This is a genomic window from Massilia agilis (assembly GCF_024756255.1).
GTDB lineage: Bacteria > Pseudomonadota > Gammaproteobacteria > Burkholderiales > Burkholderiaceae_D > Telluria > Telluria agilis.
The window spans coordinates 498,189-523,144 of the sequence record NZ_JANUHB010000001.1; the positions used below are offsets into that span (position 1 = coordinate 498,189).

The 24,956-nt window shown below is 65.4% G+C and carries 24 protein-coding genes; 8 read left to right on the plus strand and 16 right to left on the minus strand.

Features of this window, described 5'->3' with window-relative positions; translation table 11 throughout:
* Positions 1-17: 17 nt before the first annotated feature.
* Positions 18-2,138, plus strand: coding sequence for a gluconolaconase (locus tag NX774_RS02180; RefSeq protein WP_258820510.1), 2,121 nt, complete (start codon positions 18-20; stop codon positions 2,136-2,138).
* A gap of 63 nt (positions 2,139-2,201) precedes the next feature.
* Here NX774_RS02180 and NX774_RS02185 read toward each other — a convergent pair whose 3' ends face one another.
* The gene (locus NX774_RS02185) at positions 2,202-2,627 is read right to left on the minus strand and encodes a hypothetical protein (RefSeq protein ID WP_258820511.1); all 426 of its coding nucleotides are present in this window, start codon (positions 2,625-2,627) and stop codon (positions 2,202-2,204) included.
* A gap of 60 nt (positions 2,628-2,687) precedes the next feature.
* Positions 2,688-3,227 (minus strand): lysozyme, encoded by a 540-nt coding sequence (locus tag NX774_RS02190; RefSeq protein WP_258820512.1) that lies wholly within the window; start codon positions 3,225-3,227, stop codon positions 2,688-2,690.
* 130 nt (positions 3,228-3,357) lie between these two features.
* Here NX774_RS02190 and NX774_RS02195 point away from each other — a divergent pair, with 130 nt between their 5' ends.
* Positions 3,358-3,849: an Hcp family type VI secretion system effector gene (locus NX774_RS02195; protein WP_258820513.1), complete on the plus strand. Its 492-nt coding sequence runs from the start codon at positions 3,358-3,360 to the stop codon at positions 3,847-3,849.
* Positions 3,850-3,899: 50 nt separating this feature from the next.
* Here NX774_RS02195 and NX774_RS02200 read toward each other — a convergent pair whose 3' ends face one another.
* From NX774_RS02200 to NX774_RS02230, 7 genes are all read right to left on the minus strand, one after another.
* Positions 3,900-4,724 carry a metallophosphoesterase gene (locus tag NX774_RS02200; protein WP_258820514.1) on the minus strand — a complete coding sequence of 275 codons (825 nt, stop codon included), beginning with the start codon at positions 4,722-4,724 and terminating at the stop codon, positions 3,900-3,902.
* Positions 4,725-4,776: 52 nt separating this feature from the next.
* Entirely contained in the window at positions 4,777-7,332 is a 2,556-nt protein-coding gene (locus NX774_RS02205) for a bifunctional diguanylate cyclase/phosphodiesterase (RefSeq protein ID WP_258820515.1), read from the minus strand.
* 22 nt (positions 7,333-7,354) lie between these two features.
* Entirely contained in the window at positions 7,355-7,834 is a 480-nt protein-coding gene (locus NX774_RS02210) for a chemotaxis protein CheW (protein WP_258820516.1), read from the minus strand.
* Positions 7,835-8,040: 206 nt separating this feature from the next.
* Positions 8,041-8,694 (minus strand): flavin reductase family protein, encoded by a 654-nt coding sequence (locus tag NX774_RS02215; RefSeq protein ID WP_258820517.1) that lies wholly within the window; start codon positions 8,692-8,694, stop codon positions 8,041-8,043.
* A gap of 69 nt (positions 8,695-8,763) precedes the next feature.
* Positions 8,764-10,029 (minus strand): MFS transporter, encoded by a 1,266-nt coding sequence (locus NX774_RS02220; protein ID WP_258820518.1) that lies wholly within the window; start codon positions 10,027-10,029, stop codon positions 8,764-8,766.
* Positions 10,030-10,092: 63 nt separating this feature from the next.
* Entirely contained in the window at positions 10,093-11,247 is a 1,155-nt protein-coding gene (locus NX774_RS02225; protein ID WP_258820519.1) for an acyl-CoA dehydrogenase family protein, read from the minus strand.
* An 11-nt stretch (positions 11,248-11,258) separates the two neighbouring features.
* Positions 11,259-12,062, minus strand: a complete 804-nt coding sequence (locus NX774_RS02230; RefSeq protein ID WP_258820520.1) for an IclR family transcriptional regulator — start codon at positions 12,060-12,062, stop codon at positions 11,259-11,261.
* Between the two features lie 311 nt (positions 12,063-12,373).
* Here NX774_RS02230 and NX774_RS02235 point away from each other — a divergent pair, with 311 nt between their 5' ends.
* From NX774_RS02235 to NX774_RS02260, 6 genes are all read left to right on the plus strand, one after another.
* Positions 12,374-13,144: an enoyl-CoA hydratase gene (locus tag NX774_RS02235; RefSeq protein ID WP_258820521.1), complete on the plus strand. Its 771-nt coding sequence runs from the start codon at positions 12,374-12,376 to the stop codon at positions 13,142-13,144.
* A 3-nt stretch (positions 13,145-13,147) separates the two neighbouring features.
* Entirely contained in the window at positions 13,148-14,656 is a 1,509-nt protein-coding gene (locus tag NX774_RS02240; RefSeq protein WP_258820522.1) for a 3-hydroxyacyl-CoA dehydrogenase, read from the plus strand.
* Positions 14,657-14,755: 99 nt separating this feature from the next.
* Entirely contained in the window at positions 14,756-15,958 is a 1,203-nt protein-coding gene (locus NX774_RS02245) for a 3-oxoadipyl-CoA thiolase (RefSeq protein WP_258820523.1), read from the plus strand.
* 14 nt (positions 15,959-15,972) lie between these two features.
* The gene (locus NX774_RS02250; RefSeq protein ID WP_258820524.1) at positions 15,973-17,196 is read left to right on the plus strand and encodes a CaiB/BaiF CoA transferase family protein; all 1,224 of its coding nucleotides are present in this window, start codon (positions 15,973-15,975) and stop codon (positions 17,194-17,196) included.
* 31 nt (positions 17,197-17,227) lie between these two features.
* A complete protein-coding gene (locus NX774_RS02255) occupies positions 17,228-17,977 on the plus strand; it encodes an electron transfer flavoprotein subunit beta/FixA family protein (RefSeq protein ID WP_258820525.1) in 750 nt (249 codons plus the stop codon).
* Positions 17,978-17,997: 20 nt separating this feature from the next.
* The gene (locus tag NX774_RS02260; protein ID WP_258820526.1) at positions 17,998-18,933 is read left to right on the plus strand and encodes an electron transfer flavoprotein subunit alpha/FixB family protein; all 936 of its coding nucleotides are present in this window, start codon (positions 17,998-18,000) and stop codon (positions 18,931-18,933) included.
* Positions 18,934-19,019: 86 nt separating this feature from the next.
* On the opposite strand, the gene NX774_RS02265 is transcribed toward NX774_RS02260, so the two are convergent.
* The 7 genes from NX774_RS02265 to soxZ form a co-directional block, all read right to left on the minus strand.
* Positions 19,020-20,333, minus strand: coding sequence for a M20/M25/M40 family metallo-hydrolase (locus tag NX774_RS02265; RefSeq protein WP_258820527.1), 1,314 nt, complete (start codon positions 20,331-20,333; stop codon positions 19,020-19,022).
* 73 nt (positions 20,334-20,406) lie between these two features.
* Positions 20,407-20,871, minus strand: coding sequence for a thioredoxin domain-containing protein (locus NX774_RS02270; RefSeq protein ID WP_258820528.1), 465 nt, complete (start codon positions 20,869-20,871; stop codon positions 20,407-20,409).
* A complete protein-coding gene (locus NX774_RS02275; RefSeq protein ID WP_258820529.1) occupies positions 20,868-21,377 on the minus strand; it encodes a TlpA family protein disulfide reductase in 510 nt (169 codons plus the stop codon). Before NX774_RS02275 ends, NX774_RS02270 begins: the two co-directional genes overlap by 4 nt.
* Positions 21,374-23,092 (minus strand): thiosulfohydrolase SoxB, encoded by a 1,719-nt coding sequence (soxB, locus tag NX774_RS02280; protein ID WP_258820530.1) that lies wholly within the window; start codon positions 23,090-23,092, stop codon positions 21,374-21,376. The genes NX774_RS02275 and soxB overlap by 4 nt, the downstream gene beginning before the upstream one ends.
* A 13-nt stretch (positions 23,093-23,105) precedes the next feature.
* Entirely contained in the window at positions 23,106-23,714 is a 609-nt protein-coding gene (gene soxX / locus NX774_RS02285) for a sulfur oxidation c-type cytochrome SoxX (RefSeq protein WP_258820531.1), read from the minus strand.
* Positions 23,715-23,724: 10 nt separating this feature from the next.
* Entirely contained in the window at positions 23,725-24,528 is an 804-nt protein-coding gene (soxA, locus tag NX774_RS02290) for a sulfur oxidation c-type cytochrome SoxA (RefSeq protein ID WP_258820532.1), read from the minus strand.
* A gap of 68 nt (positions 24,529-24,596) precedes the next feature.
* The gene (gene soxZ / locus NX774_RS02295; RefSeq protein WP_258820533.1) at positions 24,597-24,908 is read right to left on the minus strand and encodes a thiosulfate oxidation carrier complex protein SoxZ; all 312 of its coding nucleotides are present in this window, start codon (positions 24,906-24,908) and stop codon (positions 24,597-24,599) included.
* Positions 24,909-24,956 lie beyond the last annotated feature (48 nt).

Sequence of the window (24,956 nt, forward strand, 5' to 3'; positions counted from 1 at the left end):
CCGTTTCACCAAAGCAATTGAACCGAAAAATCATCATCGCCGGGATCGGCGCCATCGTCGTTGCGCTCATCGGCGTCTTTGCCTACCGTGCCTGGCAGGCGCCAGGCACGGGCCAGCGGGCGCTGCAGGCCGTGCTGCACCCGCTGGGCGGGCGTACCAAGCCGGACTGGCAGGCCTGGATTTCCACCGTTGCAGGCGACGGCGCGGCGGCGGAGAGCCGCTTCAGCGACCCGTTCGGCCTGGCGGTGGACGCCAACGGCGCGGTGTTCGTGGCCGACGGTGGCGACAGCAATCGCATCAAACGCATCGGCGCGGACGGCGCGGTGACCACGATAGCCGGCGGGCGCGAGGGCTTCGCCGACGGGCCGGGCGCGCAGGCAGCGTTCAACACGCCCTCTGCCCTGGCCTTCGACAGCAAGGGCAACCTGTACGTGGCCGACACCGGCAACCACGCGATCCGGCGCATTGCGCCTGACGGTGGCGTGAGCACCATCGCCGGCAACGGCACGGCAGGCTTTGCCGACGGCAAGGGCGACCAGGCCCGCTTCAACGGTCCGGTGGGGCTGGCGGTGGACGGCGCCGGCAACGTGTTCGTGGCCGACACCTACAACGACCGCATCCGTCGCATCGCGCCCGATGGCAGCGTCACCACGGTGGCCGGTGCCGGCCATCCGGGCCAGGCGGACGGCCCGGCCGGCGATGCCGCCTTCGACACGCCGACCGCAATCGCGGTAGCGCGCGACGGCACGCTGTACGTGGCGGACACCGGCAACAACGCCATCCGCAAGATCGGCAAGGACGGCACGGTCAGCACCTTTGCCGCCGCGCCCGAGGAAGAACGCCGCCCCATCCTGCGCCGGCCGGTGGGGCTGGCGCTGACCCGGGACGGTTATCTCTACGTTGCAGCCAGCTCGGGCGGACGCATCCTGCAGTTGGCGCAGGATGGCACCTACCACGCGCTGCGCCATGCCGACGCGGCGCTCGCATCCGAGTACGGCAGCGACGGCGCGGTGCGCCTGTACGGCCCGCGCGGCCTGGCCCTGCAGCACGATGGCAGCCTGCTGGTGGCGGACGCACTGGCGCTGCGCATCCAGCGCCTCGGCGCGGCGCGTCCGGACAAGATGCCGGCGACCCAGGCTGCGCCGCCGGAACCCGCGCGCACGGAACCGATGCCCTGGCCGCTCGCTCCCCAGTTCGGCAAGCACGAAGTGGTGGGGCTGATGGGCGAGGTGCGCGGCAGCTACGATGGCGAAAACCGCGACCACTTCCACGCGGGCCTGGACGTGCGCGCCGACGTCGGCCAGCCGGTGCTGGCGGTCGCGCCATCGAAGGTGACCGATCCGCTCGCGAACTGGGGCTTCGGCACGCTGAGCGAAGGCATCGGCGTCGGTGCCCTGTCGTACGTGCACATGCGGGTGGGGCGCGACACCCGCGGCCGCGCGCTGGACCCGCGCTTTGACGTGCAGCGGGACGAGCGCGGCAAGGCACAGCGGGTGCGCGTGCGGCGCGGCACCCGCTTCGCGGTGGGCGACGTGCTGGGCACGGTCAACGGCATGGCGCACGTCCACCTCGAGTACTACCCCGGCGGCCCGCACGGTAATCCGCTCGCCCTGCCCTTCGTCGGGATCAGCGACAGCATCGCCCCGCACATCGACAGCGTAACCCTGTACGACAGCGGCAATCACCCGCTGCGCGCGCGGCGCGGCAAGCGGCTGCTGGTGCCGCGTTCGGCCGGCGCACTGCAGATCGTGGTCGATGCCTACGACCAGATGGACGACAACCTGGCGCGCCGCCGGCTGGGCCTGTACCGGCTCGGCTACCAGTTGCTGGACGCGGAAGGCAAGCCGCTCGCCGGATTCGAGCAGCCCTTGATCACGCAGGTGTACAACCGCCTGCCGCGCAACCGCGAGGCGGTCAAGCTGCTCTACGCGCCGCAGAGCGGCATCACCGTCTATGGCAGCAAGCTCACGCGCTTTGCCTATGCCATCACCAACACGCTGCGCGACGGCCAGGTGGCGCCCGGCAGCTGGAAGACCGACGCGCTGGCGCCGGGGGACTACGTGCTCAGGATCTTTGCGGCGGACTTTGCCGGCCACAGCGCCACCGCGGGGCGCGACCTGGCGCTGACGATCGAATAGGTCGCGCCAACTTATGCGAGATCCTGGCGGAAGGCGGCGCGCATATTCTTATTTTTGCACCTGCTAGCGGTGCTTACTGCCAGGCGAATCAGGAACTCTTACCGCATCGAAAAAGAAGCCATTCCAAAATATTACAACTTTGTTTGGCTTCTTGATGAAGACCTGCGTACACCCGGTATCGACCACGGTGACCGGGTTCGGCAAGTACAATTTCGCCGCGCTTATCCGTGCCTCGCTGTCCAGATATAAATTTGGCTCAACCCGTTTAACTTCAAAATCGTCCGCCCCACATCTTTCGTCGCCAAATCGAATTCCGTCCTTTCGTATGGTCATAACTCGACCAAGCAAATGTTGTGCTTGCTTTTCGTCCATCTGCGCAATGTCGACGCCATCAAGGACAGACGTGAACTTCCAGTTTCCGATTATTTCGTGTCCTGCCTGGCCAGCATAGGATGGGGCGCTGGCGGCGAGCCCAATCGCGGTCGCCATCGCTGCCGCTTGGACGTGGTGACGCAAAGTGGAGCATCGGAGAGATGACATCACTCGCCCCTACTCGCGTCTTCCTGCCGAATTATCGGCATCCGCTGCAACCCGAAATGGCGCGCTTTCTTTGGCGCGTCGCGGTATCAGGCCCGGGGCCAATTTCCATTTATTCCGGTCCTTTACCATGACAGATTCAGAAATTATCCGGGCGGCTTGGGGGAAATCATGGTCATTCAGGGCGCGATAGACTCGTTCGTTCGCGCTATTTGATGTGTTGTATGTAAAGCTGACCAGCCCGTCAAACTGCGCCTGGCTCAGTTCAACCTTGACCTTTACCTTGACGCGCCGCTCCGCCTCTGCAACGCGCTTGGCGTATTCGACGTCGACCGACGGAGCGCTCACCATGCGCTTCAGCTCCGCCGGCGTGCAGATTCCTTTGTGTGCCTTGAATCCGATACCCCAAGTGCAATTTCCTTTTCTCCTCCCCAAATCGTTGTAATACCTCAAGACAACCTTTTCGGTATTGCGCATCTCTGAAAGTGCATCTGGGCTCATCTTCATTTGAGCGTTCGGCCTTGCGCTCGAATCAAGCGTCTTCGGTGCCATCACGGACTCCTTCACGGAGGGAAGGCGTCAATTTATCATTTCGACAAAGCTGACATTTGATGCATCTCAAGCAGACCCAGCTGTGTTCGTCCACCATTGCAGGGATAGTTCGACAACTAGGGAGAAGAGCATGGCTACGGACGTCTATTTGCAAATTGACGGAATCAAAGGCGAATCCCAAGATGACAAGCACAAAGATTGGATGGAATGCCAGTCAGTGCATTGGGGAATCGTCCAGCCGCGGAGTGCCACGGCGTCAACGAGTGGGGGGCATACTGCGGAACGTGTGGAAATGGAAGACGTCGTCTTCACCAAGCTCGTCGATCTGGCCTCGCCGATCTTGGCGCAGCACTGCGCCATGGGGAAGACGATTCCGAAAGCGACTTTTGAATTTATGCGAGCCGATGGCAACGGCACGCCGATCAAGTACTATCAGATCGTGCTGACGAACGTGCTCATAGGCTCAATTCATCCCGGGATCGACGCGGGCGGGTTCCTGCAGGAACAAGTGTCACTAAAATTCTCGAAAACGAATTACACCTACACACAACAAAAAATTGGTGGCGGTTCCGGCGGCAGCACAATTGGCGGTTGGGACCTGGCCTCCAACCGGCCTGCCTAAGCCACCGAAGAACTGGCGACGACCTGGCGCTGACGATCGAAGGATCCCGGCTATAGCTCGATGACCAGGTCTTCGCGAAAGGCTGCCTGCTCGCCCTTGCGCTGGTAGCCGAGCGGGTTGGCCACCACGCGGCAGGACCACGGGCGTCCGTTGTCGCGGCCCTCGACCAGGTAGTCGTTCATGCAGTGCAGGTGCCCGTGCATCCACAGGTCCACGTACGGGAACAGATCGTCCAGCGAGTTGCAGAAGCCGGCGGTACCGGGCGTGAGGCCATAGCGCGGGTCGGCGCTTTTCAGGCTCGGCGCGTGATGCGTCACCACCACCGTCTTGCCGTCGAACGGAGCGGCCAGCGCCGCGCGCAGCCAGTCCTGGCATTCCAGCGCCATGTCCCGAATCGACTCCGCCAGCACCGGTTCGCCCGCCACGAAGGTCGAATTGCGGCTCAAATACCAGTTGGCCGCGCGGAACGCCTTGGTGCGCAGCTTCATCTGGCGCGACAGGTCGGGCTCGTCGCGGATCAGCGCATCGAAATCGGTCCACAGGGTGGTGCCGACAAAGCGCACGTGGCCGAGCGTGACGACCTCGCGGTCGAGCCAGAGGATGCCGAGCTGCGCGCAAATCTCGCGCAGGCGCTGGTAGGCCTCGACGTATTCGAGCCCGTCGAACTCGTGGTTACCCGGAATGAAGAGCACACGCACGCCCGGGCGCGAGGGCACGAACCGCGACAGGCCAAAGTCGTCCGATTGCAGCCGCGAGCCCTGCTGGTAGGAGCCGATGTCGCCCGCCAGGACGACCACGTCCGTGTCGTCGGCAATCCTGGGGAAGAAATCGGGATCGGTTTCGAGATGGATATCGGAGAAAAGCTGAATGCGCATCCGCGCAGTATAGCGCCAACACCGGCGCGCCCCGCACGGCGGCTGGCCGCGCTCACTCCACGCAGGCAGCCTGCATCGCCGGCGTCAGCCATTGTTGGGCGAACACCTCTGCCGTGACCGGTCGGCCGAAGTAGTAACCCTGCGCCTCGTCGCAGCCCATCGCGCGCAAGGTTTCGGCCTGTGCCACTTCTTCCACGCCCTCCGCGATCACGTCCAGGTCGAGGTTGCGCGCCATGCCGATGATCGTCGTCACGATCGTGCGGTCGTGGTGGTCCTTGAGCATGTCGCGCACGAACGCCATGTCGATCTTCAGCTTGTCCACCGGCAGGCGCTTCAGGTACGACAGCGATGAATAGCCGGTACCGAAATCGTCGATCGCGAGCGCAAAGCCGGCGCGCTTGAGCGTTTTCATGATCTCGATCGCGCGTTCCACGTGATGCATCACGCCGCTTTCGGTCAGCTCCAGTTCGAGGTCGGACGGCGCCAGGCCCTCGTCCCGAACGATTGCCTGGATGCTGTCGGCCACGCCCGCCTCGTCCAATTGGCGCGCGGAGACGTTGACCGCGAGCCGTCCGGGAAAGGCGAGCGCCGCGTCCTGCCATGCTTTCAGCTGGCGGCACGCCTGGCGCAACACCCACTTGCCGAGCACGCCGATGATGTCGCGCGCCTCGGCCACCGGTATGAACGTGGCGGGACTGATCCATCCGCGTTCCGGGTCATGCCAGCGCAGCAGCGCCTCCGCGCCGACCAGCTTGCCGGTGCGAAGGCAAACCTTCGGCTGGTAATGCAGCTCCAGCTTATCCTCGCTCAGCGCGCGCTGCAGTTTCCTGGCCAGCTCCATCCGCTCGGCCAGCTCCGAGCCCATCTCAGGCCGATAGCAGACGTGTCCCGCCCCGGTTGCCTTGGCGCGGTACATGGCAATGTCGGCGCACTTGAGCAGGTCCTCGCTGGTGGTGCCGTCGCTGGGATAGAAGGCGATGCCGATGCTCACGCCAACGGAAAAGGTCCCGCCGCTGGTGACGACCGGCTCGGCCAGCGCTTGTTCGAGCTGCTCCGCGATGAGGACGCCCGCGTGCGCGTCGTCGGTTTGGGCCACCACCACGAATTCGTCGCCTGCCAGGCGCGCCAGTGTCTCGTCACCGAGCAATGCTGCCCGAAACCGCGTGGCCACCTTGACCAGCACCTGGTCGCCGACCCCGTGGCCGCGCGTGTCGTTGATTTCCTTGAAGCGGTTCAGGTCCATGAACATGACAGCCAGCGTGCGCCGATGACGCTGCGCGTTCATGAGCGCCTGTTCCACCCGGTCGGCAAACAGCCTGCGGTTCGGCAGGCCGGTCAGCATGTCATACAGCGCCAGATATTCGATCTTCTCCGCCGTCGCCTTTCGCTGGGTGATATCGGTGTTAATCACGAGGACCGACTGGGGTTGCTGGTCTTCGCCGCGCACCAGCGTCCAATGGCTTTCGACCGCGAAGCTGCTGCCGTCCTTGCGCCGGTGCACGAGTTCGCCGCGCCATTCGTCGTGCTCGAGCAATTCGCCGGTGAGCGTGGCGAACTGGGACGGCTCCTCATACAACAGTTCCACCTCCGACCGTCCCAGCACCTCCTTCGACGTCCATCCGTACAGCCGCTCCGCGCTCTTGTTCCAGAACTGGATGCGGTGGTCGATGCCGCGTACGAGAATGGCGTCGGTGGCCTTGTCGAGCAGCGACAGCTGGTCGCGCTCGCGGGCCACATGCGCGCGCGCTTCCTCGCGCAGCCGCTGCTTCTCGGTCACGTCTTCGGTGATCACCAGCAAGCGGCGCCGTTCTTCCGCGTCGCGGATTCCTGCCAGCGCAACCCGCAAGCGCTTGCCGCCCCACTCCGTTGCGATGCCCTGGCGTGTCGACTCGTCCCGCAGGACGCGCTGGGCCTCCTCGCGCAACCCAGGGTTGCGGAAAACGGCATCGAGGGCGCGCGCGAGCGCACTGCCCTCCTGCTGCATCCCGAAGATTTCCAGGAACGCGCGATTGACCCGGATGATGCGCAGGCTCTCGTCCGCGACGATGAGTCCGACCGGAAGGTTGGCGATGATATCCTCGGAAAAGCGCTTCAGCCCAAGGATGGCGTTGCGGTCGGTGAGATCGGTGAGCGCGCCTGCGACCCGTTGCGGGGTACCGTCTGCAGCGCGGATCGTCTTGCCCTGGGCGCGGAACCATCGGTACTCGCCGTTGCGGCACTTCAGCCGGTACGTCACGTCGTACGGCGCCCTGCCGGTCCGGTCATGGACGTGGGCGGCAAAGGCCGCCAGGGTGGGGCCGGCGTCGTCCGGGTGCAACCGGGACGACCAGCTGCGAAGCACGTTCGGGAAATCGCGTTCGTCGCTAAAGCCGAGCAGGCGCCGGAACTGGTCGGACCACCAGAACGGGTTGTCGCCATCGATCGGATCGGCACTGCAGATTTCCATGTCCCACAGGCCGTCGCTGGTCGCCTGGCGGATCAGGTCGAAGCGCGCCTGCATCGACGCGACCTGTGCACGCAGCGCTTCCACTTCCGCGCCAGCTTGCGTCGCCGGCGGCGCCCGGCGCACCCGCAGGCCCAGGAACCGCAGAAAAGATGCGATAGCCACCTGTTCCCTACTTACCGGGGACTCAAGCGGCCATCTTTTCGATGAACCCGGTGTCGGTCCCCGACATGAGCGCATCGATGTCGAGCAGAACCACCATGCGCTCGTCCAGCGTACCGATGCCGATGAGATGATCGACATTCAAGGCAGTGCCCATGCTCGGCGCCGGCTTGATTTGCGCCTGCGATAGCGCAATGACGTCGGACACGCGATCGACCACCATGCCGACCACACTTCCGCGAATGTTGAGAATGATGACCACGGTGAACTGGTCATAGGTGGGGGTTCCCAGGTTGAGGCGGATGCGCATGTCCACGATGGGAACGATGCTGCCGCGCAGGTTGATCACGCCCTTGATGTATTCCGGCGCATTGGCAATGCGTGTCACCGCCGCGGCGTCATAGCCGCGTATTTCCTGCGTCTTCAGGATCGCGACGCCGTACTCTTCCCCGCCCAGTGCAAAGGCGAGGAATTCCCCGTCGCCTTTGGCTGCAAGCTCACTCATGTTCGTCCCTGGTTAGTTTCTCATCTTTAAACAGAATTGCCGTAGGGCAATAATGGATAATAGATCAACCATTTCCGAAAGGCAATACTTACACGTGACCGAATGTCTGTTTTTGGAACAAAGGGAGCCGGCCGGCCATGTGGCAATGCCGGATTGCCGGGGCGACGCGACGCGGCCGGCATGAGATGCGCCGCCGCGCCAGATACTCAGCTGTTCGGCCCGTCGCGGCGCAAGCGGGTTTCCACCTCGCGCACCCGCACGTAATTGGCGCGCCCGAGCCGCCCCACCGGCCGGGTCTCGAGCCTTTCCAGCAGGTCGATGCGGTGGTCCTGCTCGCCCTTGCGCCCCACGTACACCGCCTCGTCGATGTGCACGTACTCCACGCTGCCCATGATCCACTTGTTCGCGCCGGCATCCACGATGTCGTACAGCTTGCATTCGTACGCGACCGGTGCGCGCGCCACACGCGGCGGCTTGACGATGGCGCTGGGCGCCTCGGCCAGGCCGGCATAACGAAACTCGCTGTCGCCCGGCGCCAGGTCGGCCGCCGTGCGGACCATTTCGTCCATCAGCTGCTCGGGCACGATGTTCACCACGAACTCGCGGGTTGCCAGGATATTGGTGTACGTGTCCTTCGGTATCCACGCGCCTGCATGGTTGTCCCCGCGCGGCCCGCAACTGAAGCCAAGCACCGGCGGATACGGCGAAACGACGTTGAAGAAGCTGAACGGGGCAATGTTCGGCGCCCCGTCCGCCGACACGGTCGAGACCCAGGCAATCGGGCGCGGCACGACGGAGTCGCGCAGCAGGAAATACATCTCGGTCGGCTGGAATTGGGAAGTGGATAGCGAAATGGTCATGGCTGCTCCATATAAAAGACAAAGCCGGCCCGAGCGCGATGCAGGGGCCGGCCAAAACAGGCAGTGGTATTACTGCTGCGGGTCGTACTGTTTTTCCTTGATGAACAGCGCCGGCACGATACCGCACAGGAAGTACGCCGCGCCCATCACCAGGAAGCCCAGGCCGATCGAACCGTTGGTGGCGAGGTAGCCGATGCAGGCCGGAGCCACCGCCGCGCCAATGCGGCCGACGTTGTAGGCGCCGCCCACGGCCGAGCCGCGGATCGAGGTCTCGAAGCTTTCGGTCATGTAGGTGGCGTTCACGCCGTACGGAATGCCGTACAGGAAGCCGAACACGATCAGCAGGTACACGATGTTTTCCGGCGAATGGAAGAACACGATCGCCGGCAGGAACACGGCGGTGCCCAGCGCACCGAAGGCGAACACGGCGCGGCGGCCGAATTTGTCGGCCATCCAGCCGGCCACGACTTTGCCCAGGATCATGGCGACATAGGTGCCGACCATGTAGCCGGTCATCGCCTTGAAGTTCATGTGCAGTTCTTTTTCAAGATAGGTCGGCATCCAGTTGTTCACGCCGTAGTAGCCAAACTGCAGGAAGCCGGCGGCCAGCGACCACATGATGAACATGCGGCGGTGACCCGGGTGCGCGAAGATGATCTTCATCGCGCTTTCCTTCTTGACGCGGCTGACGATGCCGGCGGCCTTGTCGGCAGCCAGTTTCTGGCGCGATGCGACCCACGAGGCCGGTTCCGGCACGATGCGCTGCATCAGCACGGCCAGCACCACCGGGATGATCGCGATGTAGAACAGCCAGCGCCAGCCGTAGGTCGGCAAGATCCAGCCGGCCAGCAGCGTGGCCACCACGTAGCCGACCGACCAGCCGGCCTGCAGGCTGCCCAGCACCGTGGTGCGGCGCTCGGTCGGCACGTATTCGGCCATCAGCGTGTTCGACACCACGTACACGGCGCCCAGGCCGAGCGAGGCGAGGAAGCGGAACGCGGCAAACTGTTCAAAGCTGTGGGTGGTGCCCAGTGCCGCGGTACCCACCGAAAACAGCATGATGGTGGCAACCACGGTGCGCACCCGGCCGAAACGGTCCGAGGCCAGGCCACCGAAGATGCCGCCGATGGCCATGCCGGCAAGGGTGACGCTGCCCAGGGTGCCGGCCTGCACCTTGGTGAGCCCGAATTCCTTGGTCAGGCTGGACAGGCTATATGACAGGAACATGAGGTCCGCCCCATCGATCATCAGTGCCAGGAACGCAAAGATGAACACGGCAACCCATATTTTTTGATTTTCCGCGGTGACTACCGCGCGGTTTGCTGCTACTTCCATTTCTCCTCCGGGAAAAGACACGCGCGGCGTTGGAAGCACCGCGCGACAATTGCAAATTCGGGATTACATCTGCGCGTTCTTGATCATGTTGCGGGCGATAACCAGCTGCTGGACCTGGGTCGTGCCCTCGTAGATACGGAACAGGCGCACGTCGCGGTAGAAGCGCTCGATCGCGTACTCCGAGACATAGCCGGCGCCGCCGTGGATCTGCACCGCGCGATCGGCCACGCGGCCGCACATTTCCGAGGCAAACATCTTGCAGCACGCGGCCTCGGTCGAAATATCCTGCTTGCTGTCGCGGCGGCGGGCCGCGTCGAGCACCATGGAACGGGCCGCGTAGATTTCCGCCTTGCTGTCGGCCAGCATGGCCTGGATCAGCTGGAAATCGGCGATCGGCTTGCCGAACTGCTGGCGCTCCATGGCGTAGCGCAGCGCATCGTCGAGCATGCGCTCGGCGGCGCCCACGCAGATGGCGGCGATGTGCAGCCGCCCCTTGTCCAGCACCTTCATCGCGGTCTTGAAGCCGACGCCTTCCTTGCCGCCGATGATGTTGGCGGCCGGCACGCGGCAATCCTCGAAGATGACGTCGCTGGTATGCGCGCCTTTCTGGCCCATCTTCTTGTCGGTCTTGCCGATCACCAGGCCCGGCGTGCCCTTCTCGACGATGAAGGCCGAAATGCCGCCGGCGCCCTTGACGTCCGGGTTGGTGCGCGCCATCACGGTAAACACGCCCGCTTCCGGCGCGTTGGTGATGAAGCGCTTGGTGCCGTTGATGATGTAGTGGTCGCCATCGCGACGCGCGCTGGTGCGCAGCGAGGCCGCGTCCGAACCCGAGCCCGGCTCGGTGAGCGCGAACGACGCGATCAGTTCGCCCGAGGCAAGCTTGGGCAGGTAGTGGTTCTTCTGTTCTTCGGTGCCATCCACGATCAGGCCCTGCGAGCCGATGCCGTTGTTGGTGCCGATCAGCGAGCGGAACGCCGGCGAGGTCTTGGCGATCTCGAAGGCGACCAGCACCTCCTCTTCCATCGTCAGCCCCAGGCCACCGTATTCCTCGGGGATGCACAGGCCGAACAGGCCGATGTCCCGCATCTCGGCCACGATGTCGGCCGGGATCTGGTCGGTTTCCGCCACCTCGTTCTCGGCCGGCACCAGCCGTTCGCGCACGAAGCGGGACAGGGTGTCGAGCAGGACGTTGAGGGTTTCTTGATCGCGAATCATGCTTCTTCCTTCTAAATGCGGCCCATTGCGCCGCTAACACGTTTAACTAGTTGCACCAGCCGCGGCCCGATGTCGTTCTCGAGCAGCTCGCGGGTGAGCATAAAGGCCGGACCACCGCAGTTGAAGGCGATCACCGTTCCGTCGGGATTGGTGAACGGGACGCCCACGCCGGAGGTGGCCTTGTCCCAGTCGCTCATCGAAATGCAAAAGCCGCGCTCGGCGTAATCGCGCAGGCCCTGCTCGATGCCGGCCTTGACCTGCGGCCACTCGGTGCCGGCGCGCAGCCGGATCTGGTCCAGCAAAAAATTTCGTTCCTCTTCGGGCAGGCCGGCCAGATAGGCGCGGCCCATGCCGGTGGTCGCGATCGGCAGGCGGGTGCCGATGCCGCGCTGCAGGATGATCGGCGAACTGCTGCGGATCGATTCCACGTACACCATGCTCAGGCGGTCGCGCATGCCGATCGACACCGACGCCTGCGAGTGCTCGGCCAGCTCCTGCATGAACGGCTTGGCCACCTCGCGCACATCCACGTTCGACAGCATCGAGTAGCCCAGCGACAGCACGCCGGCGCCCAGCCGGTACTTGCCCAGCTCGGCCGAAAAATCGAGATAGCCGAGCTTGGCCAGGGTGCCCGCCAGCCGCGACACGCTCGGCTTGGGAATGCCCGAACGGCGCGCCAGTTCGGTGATGCCGAGGTACCGTTCCCGCGGTTTGAAGCAGCGCAGCAGTTCCAGTCCGCGCGCCAGCGCAGTCACAAATTGACGGTCCTTCCCCTGCCCATCATCGTCGAAATGTTCGATATCGGTTTCGCTCATGACTGCTCCTGTTTTGTGTTTGTTGCCGTGGGTTTCGCCGGTCTTTATGGGAACGGATGCTGTCATATCATTTCTGATGATGTCAAGTATTTTCAAACCGCTGATTCGCACTGCGAACCACGCGGCTTTTTCGCCACGAAAAATTGTCAACCGTGCATTGATTGCACGCGGCCCGTTCCGCCAAGCGGACCGCTGCTTGCTCGAAAACCGAGCCGCGCGGCCCGGCCCTTTACAAGCCGGAAAACTTTAAATATTCTGGCTGGCATTCATCCTTTTGCGAACCCACGGTTCGCGGTGCGAACCACCTCACCATGACAGAGATTCTCCTCTCCCGCCCGGAACCGGGCATCGCCAGCCTGTGCATTCACCGTCCCGAAGTACGCAATGCGCTCAACCAGTCCGTACGCCAGCAACTGGCGGAGCACTTCACGGCCCTCGGCCAGGACCCCGACATCCGCTGCATCATCGTCACCGGCGGCGACAAGGTCTTCGCGGCGGGCGCCGACCTGCGCGACATCGCCGAGGCTTCCGCGATCGACATGCACCTGCGCCAGGTGCAACGCTTGTGGCAGGCCATCGCCGGCTGTCCCAAGCCGGTGATCGCCGCGGTCAACGGCTATGCCTGGGGCGGCGGCTGCGAGCTCGCCATGCATGCCGACATCATCGTGGCCGGTGAGAACGCCTCGTTCGCCCAGCCCGAAATCAAGGTCGGCATCATGCCCGGCGCCGGCGGCACCCAGCGCCTGACCCGCGCCATCGGCAAGTTCCAGGCGATGAAGATGCTGCTGACCGGCCTGCCGATCAGCGGCCGCGAAGCGTTTGCCGCGGGCCTGGCCAGCGAGGTGGTGGAAGACGCCAAGGTGCAGGAACGCGCGCTGGAACTGGCGCGCACCATCGCCGCCATGCCGCCGCTGGCCGCGGCCCAGATCAAGGAAGTGTTGCTTGCGGGGCAAGATGCCTCGCTCGACGCCGCGCTGATGCTCGAGCGGAAAGCCTTCCACCTGCTGTTCGCCAGCCAGGACCAGAAGGAAGGCATGCGCGCCTTCTTCGAGAAACGCAAACCCAGCTACACAGGACAATAAGCAATGAGTTCAACTTCCCTCCTCGGCATCGTCGGCTGCGGCCTGATGGGCCGCGGCATCGCCCAGATCGCCATCCAGGGCGGCATTCCCGTGATCCTGCATGACAGCCGCCCGGGCGGCGCCGAAGAAGCGCGCACCGCCATCGCCGCCACGCTGCAAAAGCTCGCCGACAAAGGCAAGATCGGCGCGCAGGACGTCGCGGATGCGTGCGCGCGCCTGTCCGTCGCCGCGTCGCTTTCCGACCTGGCCCCGTGCACGACCGTGGTCGAGGCGATCGTCGAAAAGCTCGACGTCAAGCAGGAACTGTTCCGGCAGCTCGAGGCCGTGGTCGGCCCGGACTGCATTTTGGCGACCAACACCTCGTCGCTGTCGGTCACCGCGATTGCGGCGGCCTGCAAGGCGCCCGGCCGCGTGGCGGGCTTCCACTTCTTCAGCCCCGTTCCGCTGATGAAGATCGTCGAGGTGATCGCCGGCCCGCTGACCGACGCCTCGGTGGCCGACCAGCTGGTCGCGATCGCGCGCCAGATGAAACACACCCCGGTGCGCGCCAGCGACACCCCCGGCTTCATCGTCAACCACGCAGGCCGCGGCTACCTGACCGAGTCGCTGCGCATCCTGGGCGAGAGCATCGCGCCGCATCCGGAAGTGGACCGCATCCTGCGCCAGGCCGCGGGATTTCGCATGGGTCCGTTCGAGCTGCTGGACCTGACCGGGCTGGACGTGTCGCAGCCGGTGATGGAATCGATCTACGACCAGTATTATCAGGAACCGCGCTTCCGCCCCTCGCCCATCGCGCGCCAGCGCCTGGCCGCCGGACTGCTGGGCCGCAAGAGCCAGCGCGGCTTCTACCGCTACGAAGACGGCCAAAAGCAGGACGTGGCCGAAGCCGCGGTGCCGCCACGTACCTCTACCCCGGTGTGGCTGGGCGCGGCGGATGCAGCGGCCTTCCCTGCCGTGAGCGAGCTGCTCGACCAGCTTGGCGCCGCACGCGACACGGGCGAGCGCCCTGCCGAGAGCTCGCTGTGCCTGGTGCTGCCGGTGGGGCAGGATGCCACCAGCTGCGCCGTCGCCGCGCAGCTCGACCCGGCCCGTACCGTGGCGCTAGATCCGCTGTTCCTGGCCGGCCGCCGCACGCTGATGACCACGCCGCTGACCGCCAACGCCTTCCGTGACGCCGCCCACGGGCTGTTCGCGTCCGACGGCGTGCCGGTCTCGGTGGTGCGCGACAGCGCGGGCCTGGTGTGCCAGCGCGTGGTCGCCACCATCGTCAATATTGGCGCGGACATCGCGCAGCAAGGCATCGCGACGCCGGAAGACATCGACAAGGCAGTCACGCTTGGCCTGGGCTACCCGAAAGGTCCGCTCGCGATGGGCGACGCGTTGGGCGCGCCGACCATCCTGCGCATCCTGGATGGCCTGTTCGACTTCTACCGCGACCCGCGCTACCGTCCCAGCCCGTGGCTCAAGCGCCGCGCCATGCTGGGGGTGTCGCTGCTTACACCCGATAACTGAACTCGTAGGGTGGGCACTTGTGCCCACGCGTGTACACGCGGCGCGTGCAACCGCGTGGGCTCGAGAGCCCACCCTACGCCTACCTCAAGGAACAAATAAATGCTCGACGCTTATCTCTACTCCGGCCTGCGCACCCCCTTCGGCCGTGTCGCCGGCGCGCTGGCCCCGGTTCGTCCGGACGACCTCATCGCCTCCGTGATCCGCAAGCTGGTGGAAACCTCGCCGTTCGAAGCGGGGCAGATCGAGGACGTCATCCTCGGCTGCGCCTGCCAGGCCGGCGAAGACAGCCGCAACATCGCGCGCCACGCGGTGCTGCTGTCCGGCCTGCCGCACACCATTCCCGGCCAGACCGTCAACCGCCTGTGCTCCAGCGGCCTGGCCGCGGTGCTCGATGCCGCGCGTGCCATCACCAGCGGCGAAGGCGAGCTCTATATCGCCGGCGGCGTGGAGAGCATGAGCCGTGCCCCGTTCGTCGTGGCCAAGAGCGAGTCGGCCTTCGGACGCGACTTCAAGGTGTTCGACTCGGCCATCGGCGCGCGCTTCCCCAACCCGCGCATCACCGCGCAATACGGCAACGACACGATGCCGGAGACCGCCGACAACGTGGCGCGCGACCTGGACCTGAACCGCGAAGACGTCGACCGCTTTGCCGCCCTGTCGCAAGCGCGCTTCGAAGCGGCGCGCGCGAGCGGCTTTTTGGCCGGCGAGATCATGCCCGTTGAAGTGCCGACCGGCCGCAAGACCCCGCCGCGCGTCGTTTCGGAAGACGAACATCCCCGCCCCGAGTCCACCTTTGAATCGCTGTCGAAACTGAGGGCCCTGTCCGAAGGCGGCGTGACCACCGCCGGCAACGCCTCGGGCGTGAACGACGGCGCGGTGGCCATGTTCATCGGCAGCCGCGCCGTGGGCGAGAAGGCCGGCGCCAAGCCGATGGCACGCATCCTGGCCGGCGCCGCGATTGGCGTGGAGCCGCGCATCATGGGCGTGGGCCCGGCCTACGCGATCCCGAAAGCGCTCGAGCGCGCCGGCCTGACGCTGGCCGACATGGACGTCATCGAGATCAACGAAGCCTTCGCGGCCCAGATGCTCGGCTGCCTCAAATTGATGGGCGTGGCGTTCGACGACCCGCGCGTGAACCCGAACGGCGGCGCGATCGCGGTCGGCCACCCGCTCGGCGCATCGGGCGCGCGCCTGGCGCTGAACGCGGCGCGCGAACTGGAACGCCGCAACGGCCGCTATGCGGTCCTGAGCCTGTGCATCGGCGTTGGCCAGGGCCTGGCCGTCGTCATCGAACGAGTCTGAAAGGAGAACCTCTCATGTCGGGAGCACTGTCACATATCCGCGTCCTCGACCTGACGCGCGTCCTCGCCGGTCCCTGGGCCTCCCAGCTGCTGGCGGACCTCGGCGCCGAGGTGATCAAGATCGAGCGCCCGGGCAGCGGGGACGACACCCGCGCCTGGGGTCCGCCCTACCTGAAGGACCAGGACGGCAAGGACACGCGCGAGTCGGCCTACTTCCTGTCGGCCAACCGCGGCAAGAAATCCGTCACCCTGGACATTTCGACGCCCGAGGGCCAGGCCATCGTGCGCAAGCTCGCGCTTGAGAGCGACGTCTTCATCGAGAACTACAAGGTGGGCGACATGGCGCGCTACGGCCTGTCGTACGACCACCTGAAGGAACTGAATCCGCGCCTGGTGTACTGCTCGGTCACCGGCTTCGGCCAAACCGGCCCGATGTCCACCTTTGCCGGCTACGACTTCATCATCCAGGGCATGGGCGGCCTGATGAGCATCACCGGCGAGCGCGACGACCTCCCTGGCGGCGGCCCGCAAAAGCTTGGCGTCGCCTTTTCGGACCTCATGACGGGCATGTATTCGAGCGTCGCCATCCTCGCGGCACTGGAGAACCGTCACAAGTCGGGCGAGGGCCAGTACATCGACATGGCGCTGCTGGATGTGCAGGTGGCGGCCATGGCCAACATGAACATGAACTACCTGGTGTCCGGCGCGATCCCCAAGCGCCAGGGCAATGCGCACGCCAACATCGTGCCCTACCAGGTGTTCCGCTCGAGCGACGGCCACCTGGTCCTTGCGGTTGGCAATGACCGCCAGTTCGCCAAGTTCTGCGACATCGCCGGCTGCCCGCAACTGGCCACGGACGAGCGCTTTGCGACCAACGCCAACCGGGTCAGGAACCGCGAAGTGCTGGTACCCATGCTGCAGGAAGTGCTGCTGACGCGCACCACCGCCGAATGGGTGGCCCCGCTGGAAGCGGCCGGCGTGCCGTCCGGCCCGATCAACAACATCGCGCAGACCTTCGAGCATCCGCAGGTCAAGCACCGCAAGATGAAGGTGGACCTGCCGCACCCGCAGTCGGGCACAGTGCCGTCCGTGGCCAACCCGATCAAGTTCTCGGGCACGCCGATCGCCTATCGCACCGCCCCGCCCCTGCTCGGCCAGCACACGCAGGACGTGCTGTCCACGCTGGGCGGCATGGCCGAGGAAGAGATCAAGGCGCTGCGCGACAAGGGCGTCATCTGACGCCATCACAAAAAATCTGAGGGAGATGAAAATGAAAGTCCTGGTTCCGGTCAAACGCGTGGTCGACTACAACGTCAAGGTGCGCGTCAAATCCGACGGCTCGGGCGTCGATATCGGCAACGTGAAGATGTCGATGAACCCGTTCGACGAGATCGCCGTTGAGGAAGCCACGCGCCTGAAGGAAGCCGGCAAGGCGACCGAGGTGGTGGCCATTTCGTGCGGCCTGTCGCAGTGCCAGGAGACGATCCGCACGGCGATGGCCATCGGCGCCGACCGCGGCATCCTGGTCGAGACCGACGCCGAGCTGCAGCCGCTGTCCGTGGCCAAGCTGCTCAAGGCGCTGGCCGACAAGGAGCAGCCCCAGCTCATCATCCTGGGCAAGCAAGCCATCGACGACGACTGCAACCAGACCGGCCAGATGCTGGCTGCGTTGCTCGGCTGGCCGCAGGCGACGTTCGCTTCGAAACTGGAGATCGATGGTGGCAAAGCCATCGTGACCCGCGAGGTGGATGGCGGCCTGGAGACGGTGGCGCTGCAGCTGCCGGCGGTGGTGACGACCGACCTGCGCCTGAACGAACCGCGCTACGTCACGCTGCCCAACATCATGAAGGCCAAGAAGAAGGTGCTCGACACCGTCAAGCCGGACGACCTGGGCGTGGACGTGGCGCCGCGCCTGAAGACCTTGAGGGTGGTGGAGCCGGCCAAACGCTCGGCAGGCATCAAGGTGCCGGATGCCGCCACGCTGGTGCAAAAGCTGCGCCTCGAAGCCAAAGTAATCTGAATCGAAAGACCTGAACCATCATGACCGCACTCGTCATTGCTGAACACGACAACGCTTCGCTCAAGGGAAGCACGCTCAACACCGTCACCGCCGCGCTCCAGTGCGGCGGCGAGGTCCACGTCCTGGTCGCGGGCGCCAACTGCGGCGCCAGCGCGCAGCAGGCCGCACAGGTCGCCGGCGTGTCCAAGGTACTGGTTGCCGACGCGCCCTGCTTTGCCGACGGCCTGGCCGAGAACGTGGCCGAACAGGCGCTCGCCGTCGCCGCTGCCTACTCGCACATCCTCGCTCCCGCCACCGCATTCGGCAAGAACGTGCTGCCGCGTGTGGCCGCCAAGCTGGACGTGGCGCAGATTTCGGAAATCACCAAGGTCGATTCGCCGGACACCTTCGAGCGCCCGATCTATGCAGGCAACGCCATCGCCACCGTGCAGTCGAGCGACAAGGTGAAAGTGATCACCGTGCGCACCACCGGCTTCGATGCCGCTGCCGCTACCGGCGGCGCGGCCTCGGTCGAGACGCTGGCGCCGGTTGGCGACACCGGCAAGTCCTCGTTCGTGGGCCGCGAGCTGGCCAAGTCCGACCGTCCGGAGCTGACCGCCGCGAAGGTGATCGTGTCCGGCGGCCGTGGCATGGGCTCGGGCGAGAACTTCAAGATCCTGGAGCCGCTGGCCGACAAGCTGGGCGCAGCCATGGGCGCGTCGCGCGCTGCGGTGGATGCCGGCTTTGTGCCGAACGACTGGCAGGTAGGCCAGACCGGCAAGATCGTCGCGCCGCAGCTCTACGTTGCGGTTGGCATCTCGGGCGCGATCCAGCACCTGGCCGGCATGAAGGATTCGAAGGTGATCGTTGCGATCAACAAGGATCCGGAAGCACCGATTTTCTCGGTGGCCGATTACGGGATCGTGGGCGACCTGTTCGAGGTCGTGCCGCAGTTGGCCGCTGAACTGGGCGCCTGATTATCGGTAGGGTGGGCTCCCGAGCCCACGCGTCACACACGCGCCGCGTGAACACCGCGTGGGCTCGAGAGCCCACCCTACCAGTCTTATCGCGCGTCCGTCTCCACCCCGGTGGTCGCCAGAATGATCGAAAGGCAGGTCGTCATGGCCTTCACCATCGGCCCCTTCTCCACATCGATCCACTCGTCCAGCGAGTGCGCGCGGCCGCCCTTGTCCGGGCCCATGCGGCCGATCGTCAGCGCCGGAATACCCAGGCTCATCGCCATGTTCGAGTCCGTGGAACTGCTGCGGTACGCCACCTTGTAGCCACCTGCTTCCACCGCTGCCGCCGCCGTCTGCACGAAAGGCGAATCGACAGCCGTGCTGCCAGCCGGCCTGTCCCCGATCAGTTTTGCCTCCACGGTGATCTTGCCTTCCTTGGTCGAGCGGGCGAAGTTCTCGCCGTCCGCTGCCTCCTGCACGACTTTGAGCAGCCGGTCTTCCACGCGCTTGAGTTCAACCAGCGACTCCGAGCGCATGTCCACATCCATCCACGCCGACACGGGAATCGAGTTGACCGAGGTGCCGCCGCCGATCAGGCCAATGCTGTAGGTGGTCTTGGGCGATGCCGGCACCTTGGTGCGCGAGAACTCGCTCGCCGCCTGCCCCAGCGCGAACATCGGGTTGACCAGGCCAAAGGCGCCGAAACTGTGGCCGCCCGGTCCATTAAAGGTGATGTGGTAGCGCTTGGAGCCCACGCCCGCATTGGTAATGCTGTCCACGCCGCCCGACTCGACCGAGAAGAAGGACTTGATCCTGTCCTTGTACTGGCCCTTGGTGAACAGGTAGCGCACGCCCCGCAGGTCGCCCGGACCTTCTTCGCCAACGGTGCCGACGAACAGGATGTCGTCGCGGGTCTTGATGTGGGCGGCGTTCATGGCGCGGATAAAGCCGAGCAGCACCGACAGGCTCATGGTGTCGTCGCCGATGCCGGGCCCGCGTAGTTTGGTTCCCTCGCGCTTGACCTTGACGTCGGTACCGGCCGGGAACACCGTGTCCATGTGGGCCGACACCACGACGAACTTGCCGTCGCCGCGCGCGCCCTTGCGGATGCCCAGCACGTTGCCTTCCTCGTCGATCTTCACGTCGGCCAGGCCCGCCTCCCTGAACATCTTCTCGTAGGCCTGCGCGCGCACCGCTTCCTTCAGCGGCGGCGACGGGATTTCGGCCAGCCTGATGCCGTCTTCGACGATGCGGCCATGCTCCTTGTCGAGCGTCGCCGCAGCGGTCTTGAACGCGGGGCTGGCCAGCAGGCGCGCCACCTCGGCTGCGGTGGTGGAAGTCTGGGCGGTGGCAAAGGGGGTGCCAAAGGCGGCGCCAAGCGCCAGTGCGAGTGCGGAAAGCCGTGCTGCGACCTGCATCAATTGTCTCCGTGTCTGGTTCTAGTTGCAAAGCGGCAATGCTAGCACACGAGCCCGCACGGCACGGGTGGCTTCAGTCTGCCCGTCGCCCCAGCGCGCGCTGCGCCTGCTCGAACGCGTTGTCCAGGTAGCCGCCGTAGAAGCCCGCGGTATCGCCGCCCATGATGGGGTCGGCCAGCTTGCGCGCCTGTCCATCGACCAGCAACACGACCGGCGCGAAACGCACGCCGAACTTGCGCGCCACCGCATCCTGCGCGCTTGCATCGGCCAGACCCGCGACCGGCTGCGCACTGCCGATCACGACTTCGCGCACCAACTGGCCCTGGCGCACCAGCGGCAGCATGTAGCGCTGTCGCACGTCCTCGCAAAAGCGGCATCCGGGCAAGGTAAAGAACAGAACCAGCGGGCGGCCCGCACGCGCGGCAAGGCGGCTATCGGCCTCCCAGTCGGCCAACGGGGCGAGCGACGGTGCAGCGCTGGCGCTGGCGCTGCCGGCTGCCAGCAGAGCCAGCGCGGCGAAGGCACGGCGCCAGTTCATGGCACCTCCCGCCGTGCAAACGCGGCGATGTCTTCGAAGTCCTCGTCCAGCATTTCACCCGACTCGACCTGGTGGACCACACCGCTGCGGCCCAGCACCACCATCGACGGTATGCCCTTGGGCTTGCCGGTCACGCGTTCCAGCGCCGTCCCGTCCAGCACCACGGGAAAGGTCCAGCCAAAGCGCGCAACCCACTCTTTCACCTTGGCCGCCTGCCCGGGGTCGCCCTTTTCCACGTTGACCCCGACGACCACGATACGGTCCTGGTTGGCCGCGAACAGGCGTTGCAGTTGCGGCGCTTCGTGCATGCAGTAAGGGCACCAGGACGCGAACCACGCGACCACCACCACCTTGCCCTGCATGAGCGAGGGAGACACACCGGCCGCCGCGGCCAGCTGCGGCAGCGCCACCTGCTGGCCGGGCGCCGGCACCGTGGCCGCGTGGGCGGCCCCGGCTAACACCAACCCGGCAAGGCAACTGAGCCAGCGGGCGGCGCGGAACTTCATGCAACCAGCCCCGGATTGCCCTGCACCCCGATCAGGCGTGGCGTGTTGATGGCGCGCGGCGCCACGGTCTTCTTGTCGCGCAGCCAGCCAGCGACGACATCCCACACCGGCGTGCCGCTGGCGCCTTCGGCCACCGGCGCCCAGCCGGCCACCTTGTACTTCTTGTCGGCCTCGATCAGCTTGCCGTTCAGGCGCATGTCCTGGATGCGCGCGCCGATCTTCGCCGCCGGTTCGATCGCATACGTCATGCCGCCCACACGCACCATGTCGCCGCCCTGCTGGTAGTACGGGTCGGGGTTGAACAGGTTGTCGGCCACGTCTTCCAGCACGGTCTTGATGGTGGCGCCGGTCATTTCGGTGAGCGTGGTGTACGAATAGGTGGTCGCGGTCTGGTCCATCAGGTGTTCCATCAGGATCGGGCTGCCCGGCAGCAGCGAGGTGCCCCAGCGGAAGCCCGGCGAGAACGCGATGTCGGCGCCCTTCGATTCCAGCAGCGCATCGATGATCAGCTGGTCGAAGCTGCCGTTGAAGTTGCCACGCCGGTACAGCGTGCCTTGGGTGACCGCAAGCTGTTCGTTCAGCTTTGCTTCGAACGGCGCGCGCACGCGGGTGACCAGCGCTTCCATCTCGCGGTCGGCAGGCAAGAAGCGCGAGAACACCGGCAGCAACTTGTAGCGGAAATCCGAGACCTTGCCGTCGCGGACATCGAAGTCGAGCACGCCGAGGAACTTGCCGTTCGAGCCGGCGTTGGTCACCAGCGTCTTGCCGCCGCCGTTGGAGACGATCACCGGCTGCGGCACGCCATCGTGCGTGTGGCCTCCGAGGATGGCATCGATGCCGCGCACGCGCGAGGCCATCTTCAGGTCCACGTCCATGCCGTTGTGCGACAGCACCACCACCACCTTGGCGCCCTTGGCGCGCGCTTCGTCCACCATGGCCTGCATGTTCTCGTCCTGGATGCCGAAGCTCCATTCCGGGACCATGTAGCGCGGGTTGGCGATCGGGGTGTACGGGAAGGCCTGGCCGATCACGGCCACCGGCACCCCGTTCATTTCCTTGATCACGTAGGGCGGGAACACCTGGTCGCCGAAGTCCGTGGTCTTGATGTTCTGCGCGACGAAATCGACCTTGCCCTTGAAGTCCTTATTGACGATTTCCTTCACGCGCTGGTCGCCCAGCGTCATCTCCCAGTGCGCCGTCATCACGTCCACGCCCAGCGCCAGGCAGGCGTCCACCATGTCCTGGCCGCGCGTCCACAAGGCCGTGGCCGAGCCCTGCCAGGTGTCGCCGCCATCGAGCAGCAACGCGCCCGGCCGGCCGGCCTTCATGCGCTTGACCAGCGTGGACAGGTGGGCAAAGCCGCCCACCTTGCCGTACGTGTGCGCAGCCTTCTCGAAGTCCAGGCAGGTGAAGGCGTGGGCGGCGGCGCTGCCGGGCTTCAGGCCGGTCTGGCGCAGCAGCTGCTCGCCGACCAGGTGCGGCACGTGGCCGCTGGCCGCGCCCACGCCCAGGTTGGCGCTCGGCTCCCGGAAATAGATCGGCTTGAGCTGCGCATGGCAGTCGGTAAAGTGGAGGAAGTGCACATTGCCAAAGCGCGGCACGTCGTACAGCTGGCCTGCGGACGGTGCGGCCAGCGCGGCTGGCGCATCGAGCGCCATGCCGCCGGCCGCGGCGATGCCCATCACTTGCAGGAATTCACGGCGATTCAGACCCATTGCGTTCCCTTGCTTACTTGTTGACTGGCGATTGCGGGTCGAGCAGCAGCGCCATGACGTCCTTCAACTGCTGTTCGGTCAGCACCTCGTTGTGGCCGAAGCGTGGCATGCGCGAGCAGGCATTGAAGGCCTGCGCGTTGTACAGCTTGGCCCAGGTGTATTTCACGATCTCGGCGCTGGTGCCGCGCAGCTTGGCGTACTGGTACAGCGACGGGCCAATATTGCCGAACGAGATCTCTTCCTTGGTCAGCTGGTGGCAGGCGTAGCAGTTGCCGCCGTTTTCGCTGCCGACCTTGTCGGACCACTGCATGCCGCGGCCATTCTGGGCGATCTTCTCGCCGGCCTTCCAGTCGCCCAGGTAGTTGCCGTCGGCCGGCTCCTTGACGGTCTTGAGCTGCGCCGCCTGGAGCGCCTGCGCCTTGGCGCTCGCCAGCGGCTTGTCGGCGCTGCAGGCCTGCTGGACGTCGTCGCGGTTGCCCACGCGCTCCACCGTGGCCGGGCCCTTGGATTTGAAATCGGACTTGAGCAGGCTGGCGGCAGCGGCCGCATAGTTCTCCGCCGCGAACACCGTGCCGCAGCCCAGCAGCAGGGCCAGCGCGGCCCCCATCTTCAACTGGTTCATCGCAGTCTCCTTAGCGTTTGAGCGCGGGGCCGTTATAGACGCCGCCGTTGGCATTGGCTGCCAGGAACATGGTCAGCGCGGTGATCGCTTCCGATGCGTACATCGGCTCGGGGAAGCGCTGCTGGCGGAAGCAGTCGTTCAGGCGGTGCTGCATGGTGCGCACTTCGCCCTGCGACACGCGATAGGCCGGCCAGCTGGTGTAGGCCGACTGGGCGTCCTTCTTGGCCGTCAGGTTCGGCAGGTCCTGCATGCGGATGCGCATCTTGTCGGCACTGTGGCAGGTGGCGCAGGCAAAATCGTGCGAGCCGCCGCGGTAGAAGAACAGCTGCTTGCCGATCTCGTAGGCGCGCTTTTCCTGCGGGTGGCGGGTGGAAACGTTCATCTTCACGCCGCGCGACTGCGCCGTGATGTAGGCCACCATCGGCTCGATGTCGGACGGCTTGCCGGTGCTGCCGAACGGCGTTGCGCTCGCCTGCTCCGCGCTCAAGCCCTGCAGGGTCATGCGGCAATGCATGAGACGCTGCTCCAGGTCCATCACCTTGCCGGTGTCCTTGAAGTAGCGCGGCAGCTCGGCGTAAGCGCCCTTGACCACGCCCGGGCCCTTGCCCAGGTCGCAGGCTTCCAGCGACACCTGCTTCGGTCCGGCCTTGGCCTTCCACAGCTCTTCGCCGCGCATTTCCCACAGCTCGGCGGGATTGCCGTCCGCCAGCAGCTCGCGGTACTTCGCGATCTCGTCGCCCTGGTCCTGCGCCAGCGCGAAACTGGCTGCAGCCAGTCCGGCCACGCCGGTCAACAACATGCTTGTGCGTCTCATGTTCTCTCCTTGAAGTGCGGCCGGGCGGTTCTGCGCCGCCCTGGCCAAACGCCTGCGGTGGTGGTTGCTTACGCGACGACCGTTTCGTCGGTGCGGCTGTCGCCGGTGTTGTCGACCCAGTTGATGCTGACTTTGTCGCCCTGCTTGCCGCCCTTGAACTTGAACGACAGGAAGGGGTCTTTCGAGACCGAGGTGCCCAGCAGGCAGTCGAGCACCACCTTGTCGTTGCACTTGGCGACCAGCTTCTGGATGAAGTGGGCCGGGATCACGTTGCCGGCAGCGTCCTTGCGCTGGCCGGTTTCCATGTCGTGGCGCATCAGGACTTTGACTTCGACGACGTCGCCGCTGGCGCTTGCGCGAATGCGCATCGGGTTACCCATGTTCGATTCCTTGATTGTTTGGTTGACGGATGGATGGTGGCGCCGGCA

Excerpts from the sequence above, each read along its gene's own strand:
- NX774_RS02185 (WP_258820511.1), bottom strand. The coding sequence starts at position 2,627 with ATGGCGACCGCGATTGGGCTCGCCGCCAGCGCCCCATCCTATGCTGGC.
- NX774_RS02190 (WP_258820512.1), bottom strand. The coding sequence starts at position 3,227 with ATGGCACCGAAGACGCTTGATTCGAGCGCAAGGCCGAACGCTCAAATG.
- NX774_RS02195 (WP_258820513.1), top strand. The coding sequence starts at position 3,358 with ATGGCTACGGACGTCTATTTGCAAATTGACGGAATCAAAGGCGAATCC.
- NX774_RS02200 (WP_258820514.1), bottom strand. The coding sequence starts at position 4,724 with ATGCGCATTCAGCTTTTCTCCGATATCCATCTCGAAACCGATCCCGAT.
- NX774_RS02210 (WP_258820516.1), bottom strand. The coding sequence starts at position 7,834 with ATGAGTGAGCTTGCAGCCAAAGGCGACGGGGAATTCCTCGCCTTTGCA.
- NX774_RS02215 (WP_258820517.1), bottom strand. The coding sequence starts at position 8,694 with ATGACCATTTCGCTATCCACTTCCCAATTCCAGCCGACCGAGATGTAT.
- NX774_RS02220 (WP_258820518.1), bottom strand. The coding sequence starts at position 10,029 with ATGGAAGTAGCAGCAAACCGCGCGGTAGTCACCGCGGAAAATCAAAAA.
- NX774_RS02225 (WP_258820519.1), bottom strand. The coding sequence starts at position 11,247 with ATGATTCGCGATCAAGAAACCCTCAACGTCCTGCTCGACACCCTGTCC.
- NX774_RS02230 (WP_258820520.1), bottom strand. The coding sequence starts at position 12,062 with ATGAGCGAAACCGATATCGAACATTTCGACGATGATGGGCAGGGGAAG.
- NX774_RS02235 (WP_258820521.1), top strand. The coding sequence starts at position 12,374 with ATGACAGAGATTCTCCTCTCCCGCCCGGAACCGGGCATCGCCAGCCTG.
- NX774_RS02240 (WP_258820522.1), top strand. The coding sequence starts at position 13,148 with ATGAGTTCAACTTCCCTCCTCGGCATCGTCGGCTGCGGCCTGATGGGC.
- NX774_RS02245 (WP_258820523.1), top strand. The coding sequence starts at position 14,756 with ATGCTCGACGCTTATCTCTACTCCGGCCTGCGCACCCCCTTCGGCCGT.
- NX774_RS02250 (WP_258820524.1), top strand. The coding sequence starts at position 15,973 with ATGTCGGGAGCACTGTCACATATCCGCGTCCTCGACCTGACGCGCGTC.
- NX774_RS02255 (WP_258820525.1), top strand. The coding sequence starts at position 17,228 with ATGAAAGTCCTGGTTCCGGTCAAACGCGTGGTCGACTACAACGTCAAG.
- NX774_RS02260 (WP_258820526.1), top strand. The coding sequence starts at position 17,998 with ATGACCGCACTCGTCATTGCTGAACACGACAACGCTTCGCTCAAGGGA.
- NX774_RS02265 (WP_258820527.1), bottom strand. The coding sequence starts at position 20,333 with ATGCAGGTCGCAGCACGGCTTTCCGCACTCGCACTGGCGCTTGGCGCC.
- NX774_RS02270 (WP_258820528.1), bottom strand. The coding sequence starts at position 20,871 with ATGAACTGGCGCCGTGCCTTCGCCGCGCTGGCTCTGCTGGCAGCCGGC.
- NX774_RS02275 (WP_258820529.1), bottom strand. The coding sequence starts at position 21,377 with ATGAAGTTCCGCGCCGCCCGCTGGCTCAGTTGCCTTGCCGGGTTGGTG.
- soxB (WP_258820530.1), bottom strand. The coding sequence starts at position 23,092 with ATGGGTCTGAATCGCCGTGAATTCCTGCAAGTGATGGGCATCGCCGCG.
- soxX (WP_258820531.1), bottom strand. The coding sequence starts at position 23,714 with ATGAACCAGTTGAAGATGGGGGCCGCGCTGGCCCTGCTGCTGGGCTGC.
- soxA (WP_258820532.1), bottom strand. The coding sequence starts at position 24,528 with ATGAGACGCACAAGCATGTTGTTGACCGGCGTGGCCGGACTGGCTGCA.
- soxZ (WP_258820533.1), bottom strand. The coding sequence starts at position 24,908 with ATGGGTAACCCGATGCGCATTCGCGCAAGCGCCAGCGGCGACGTCGTC.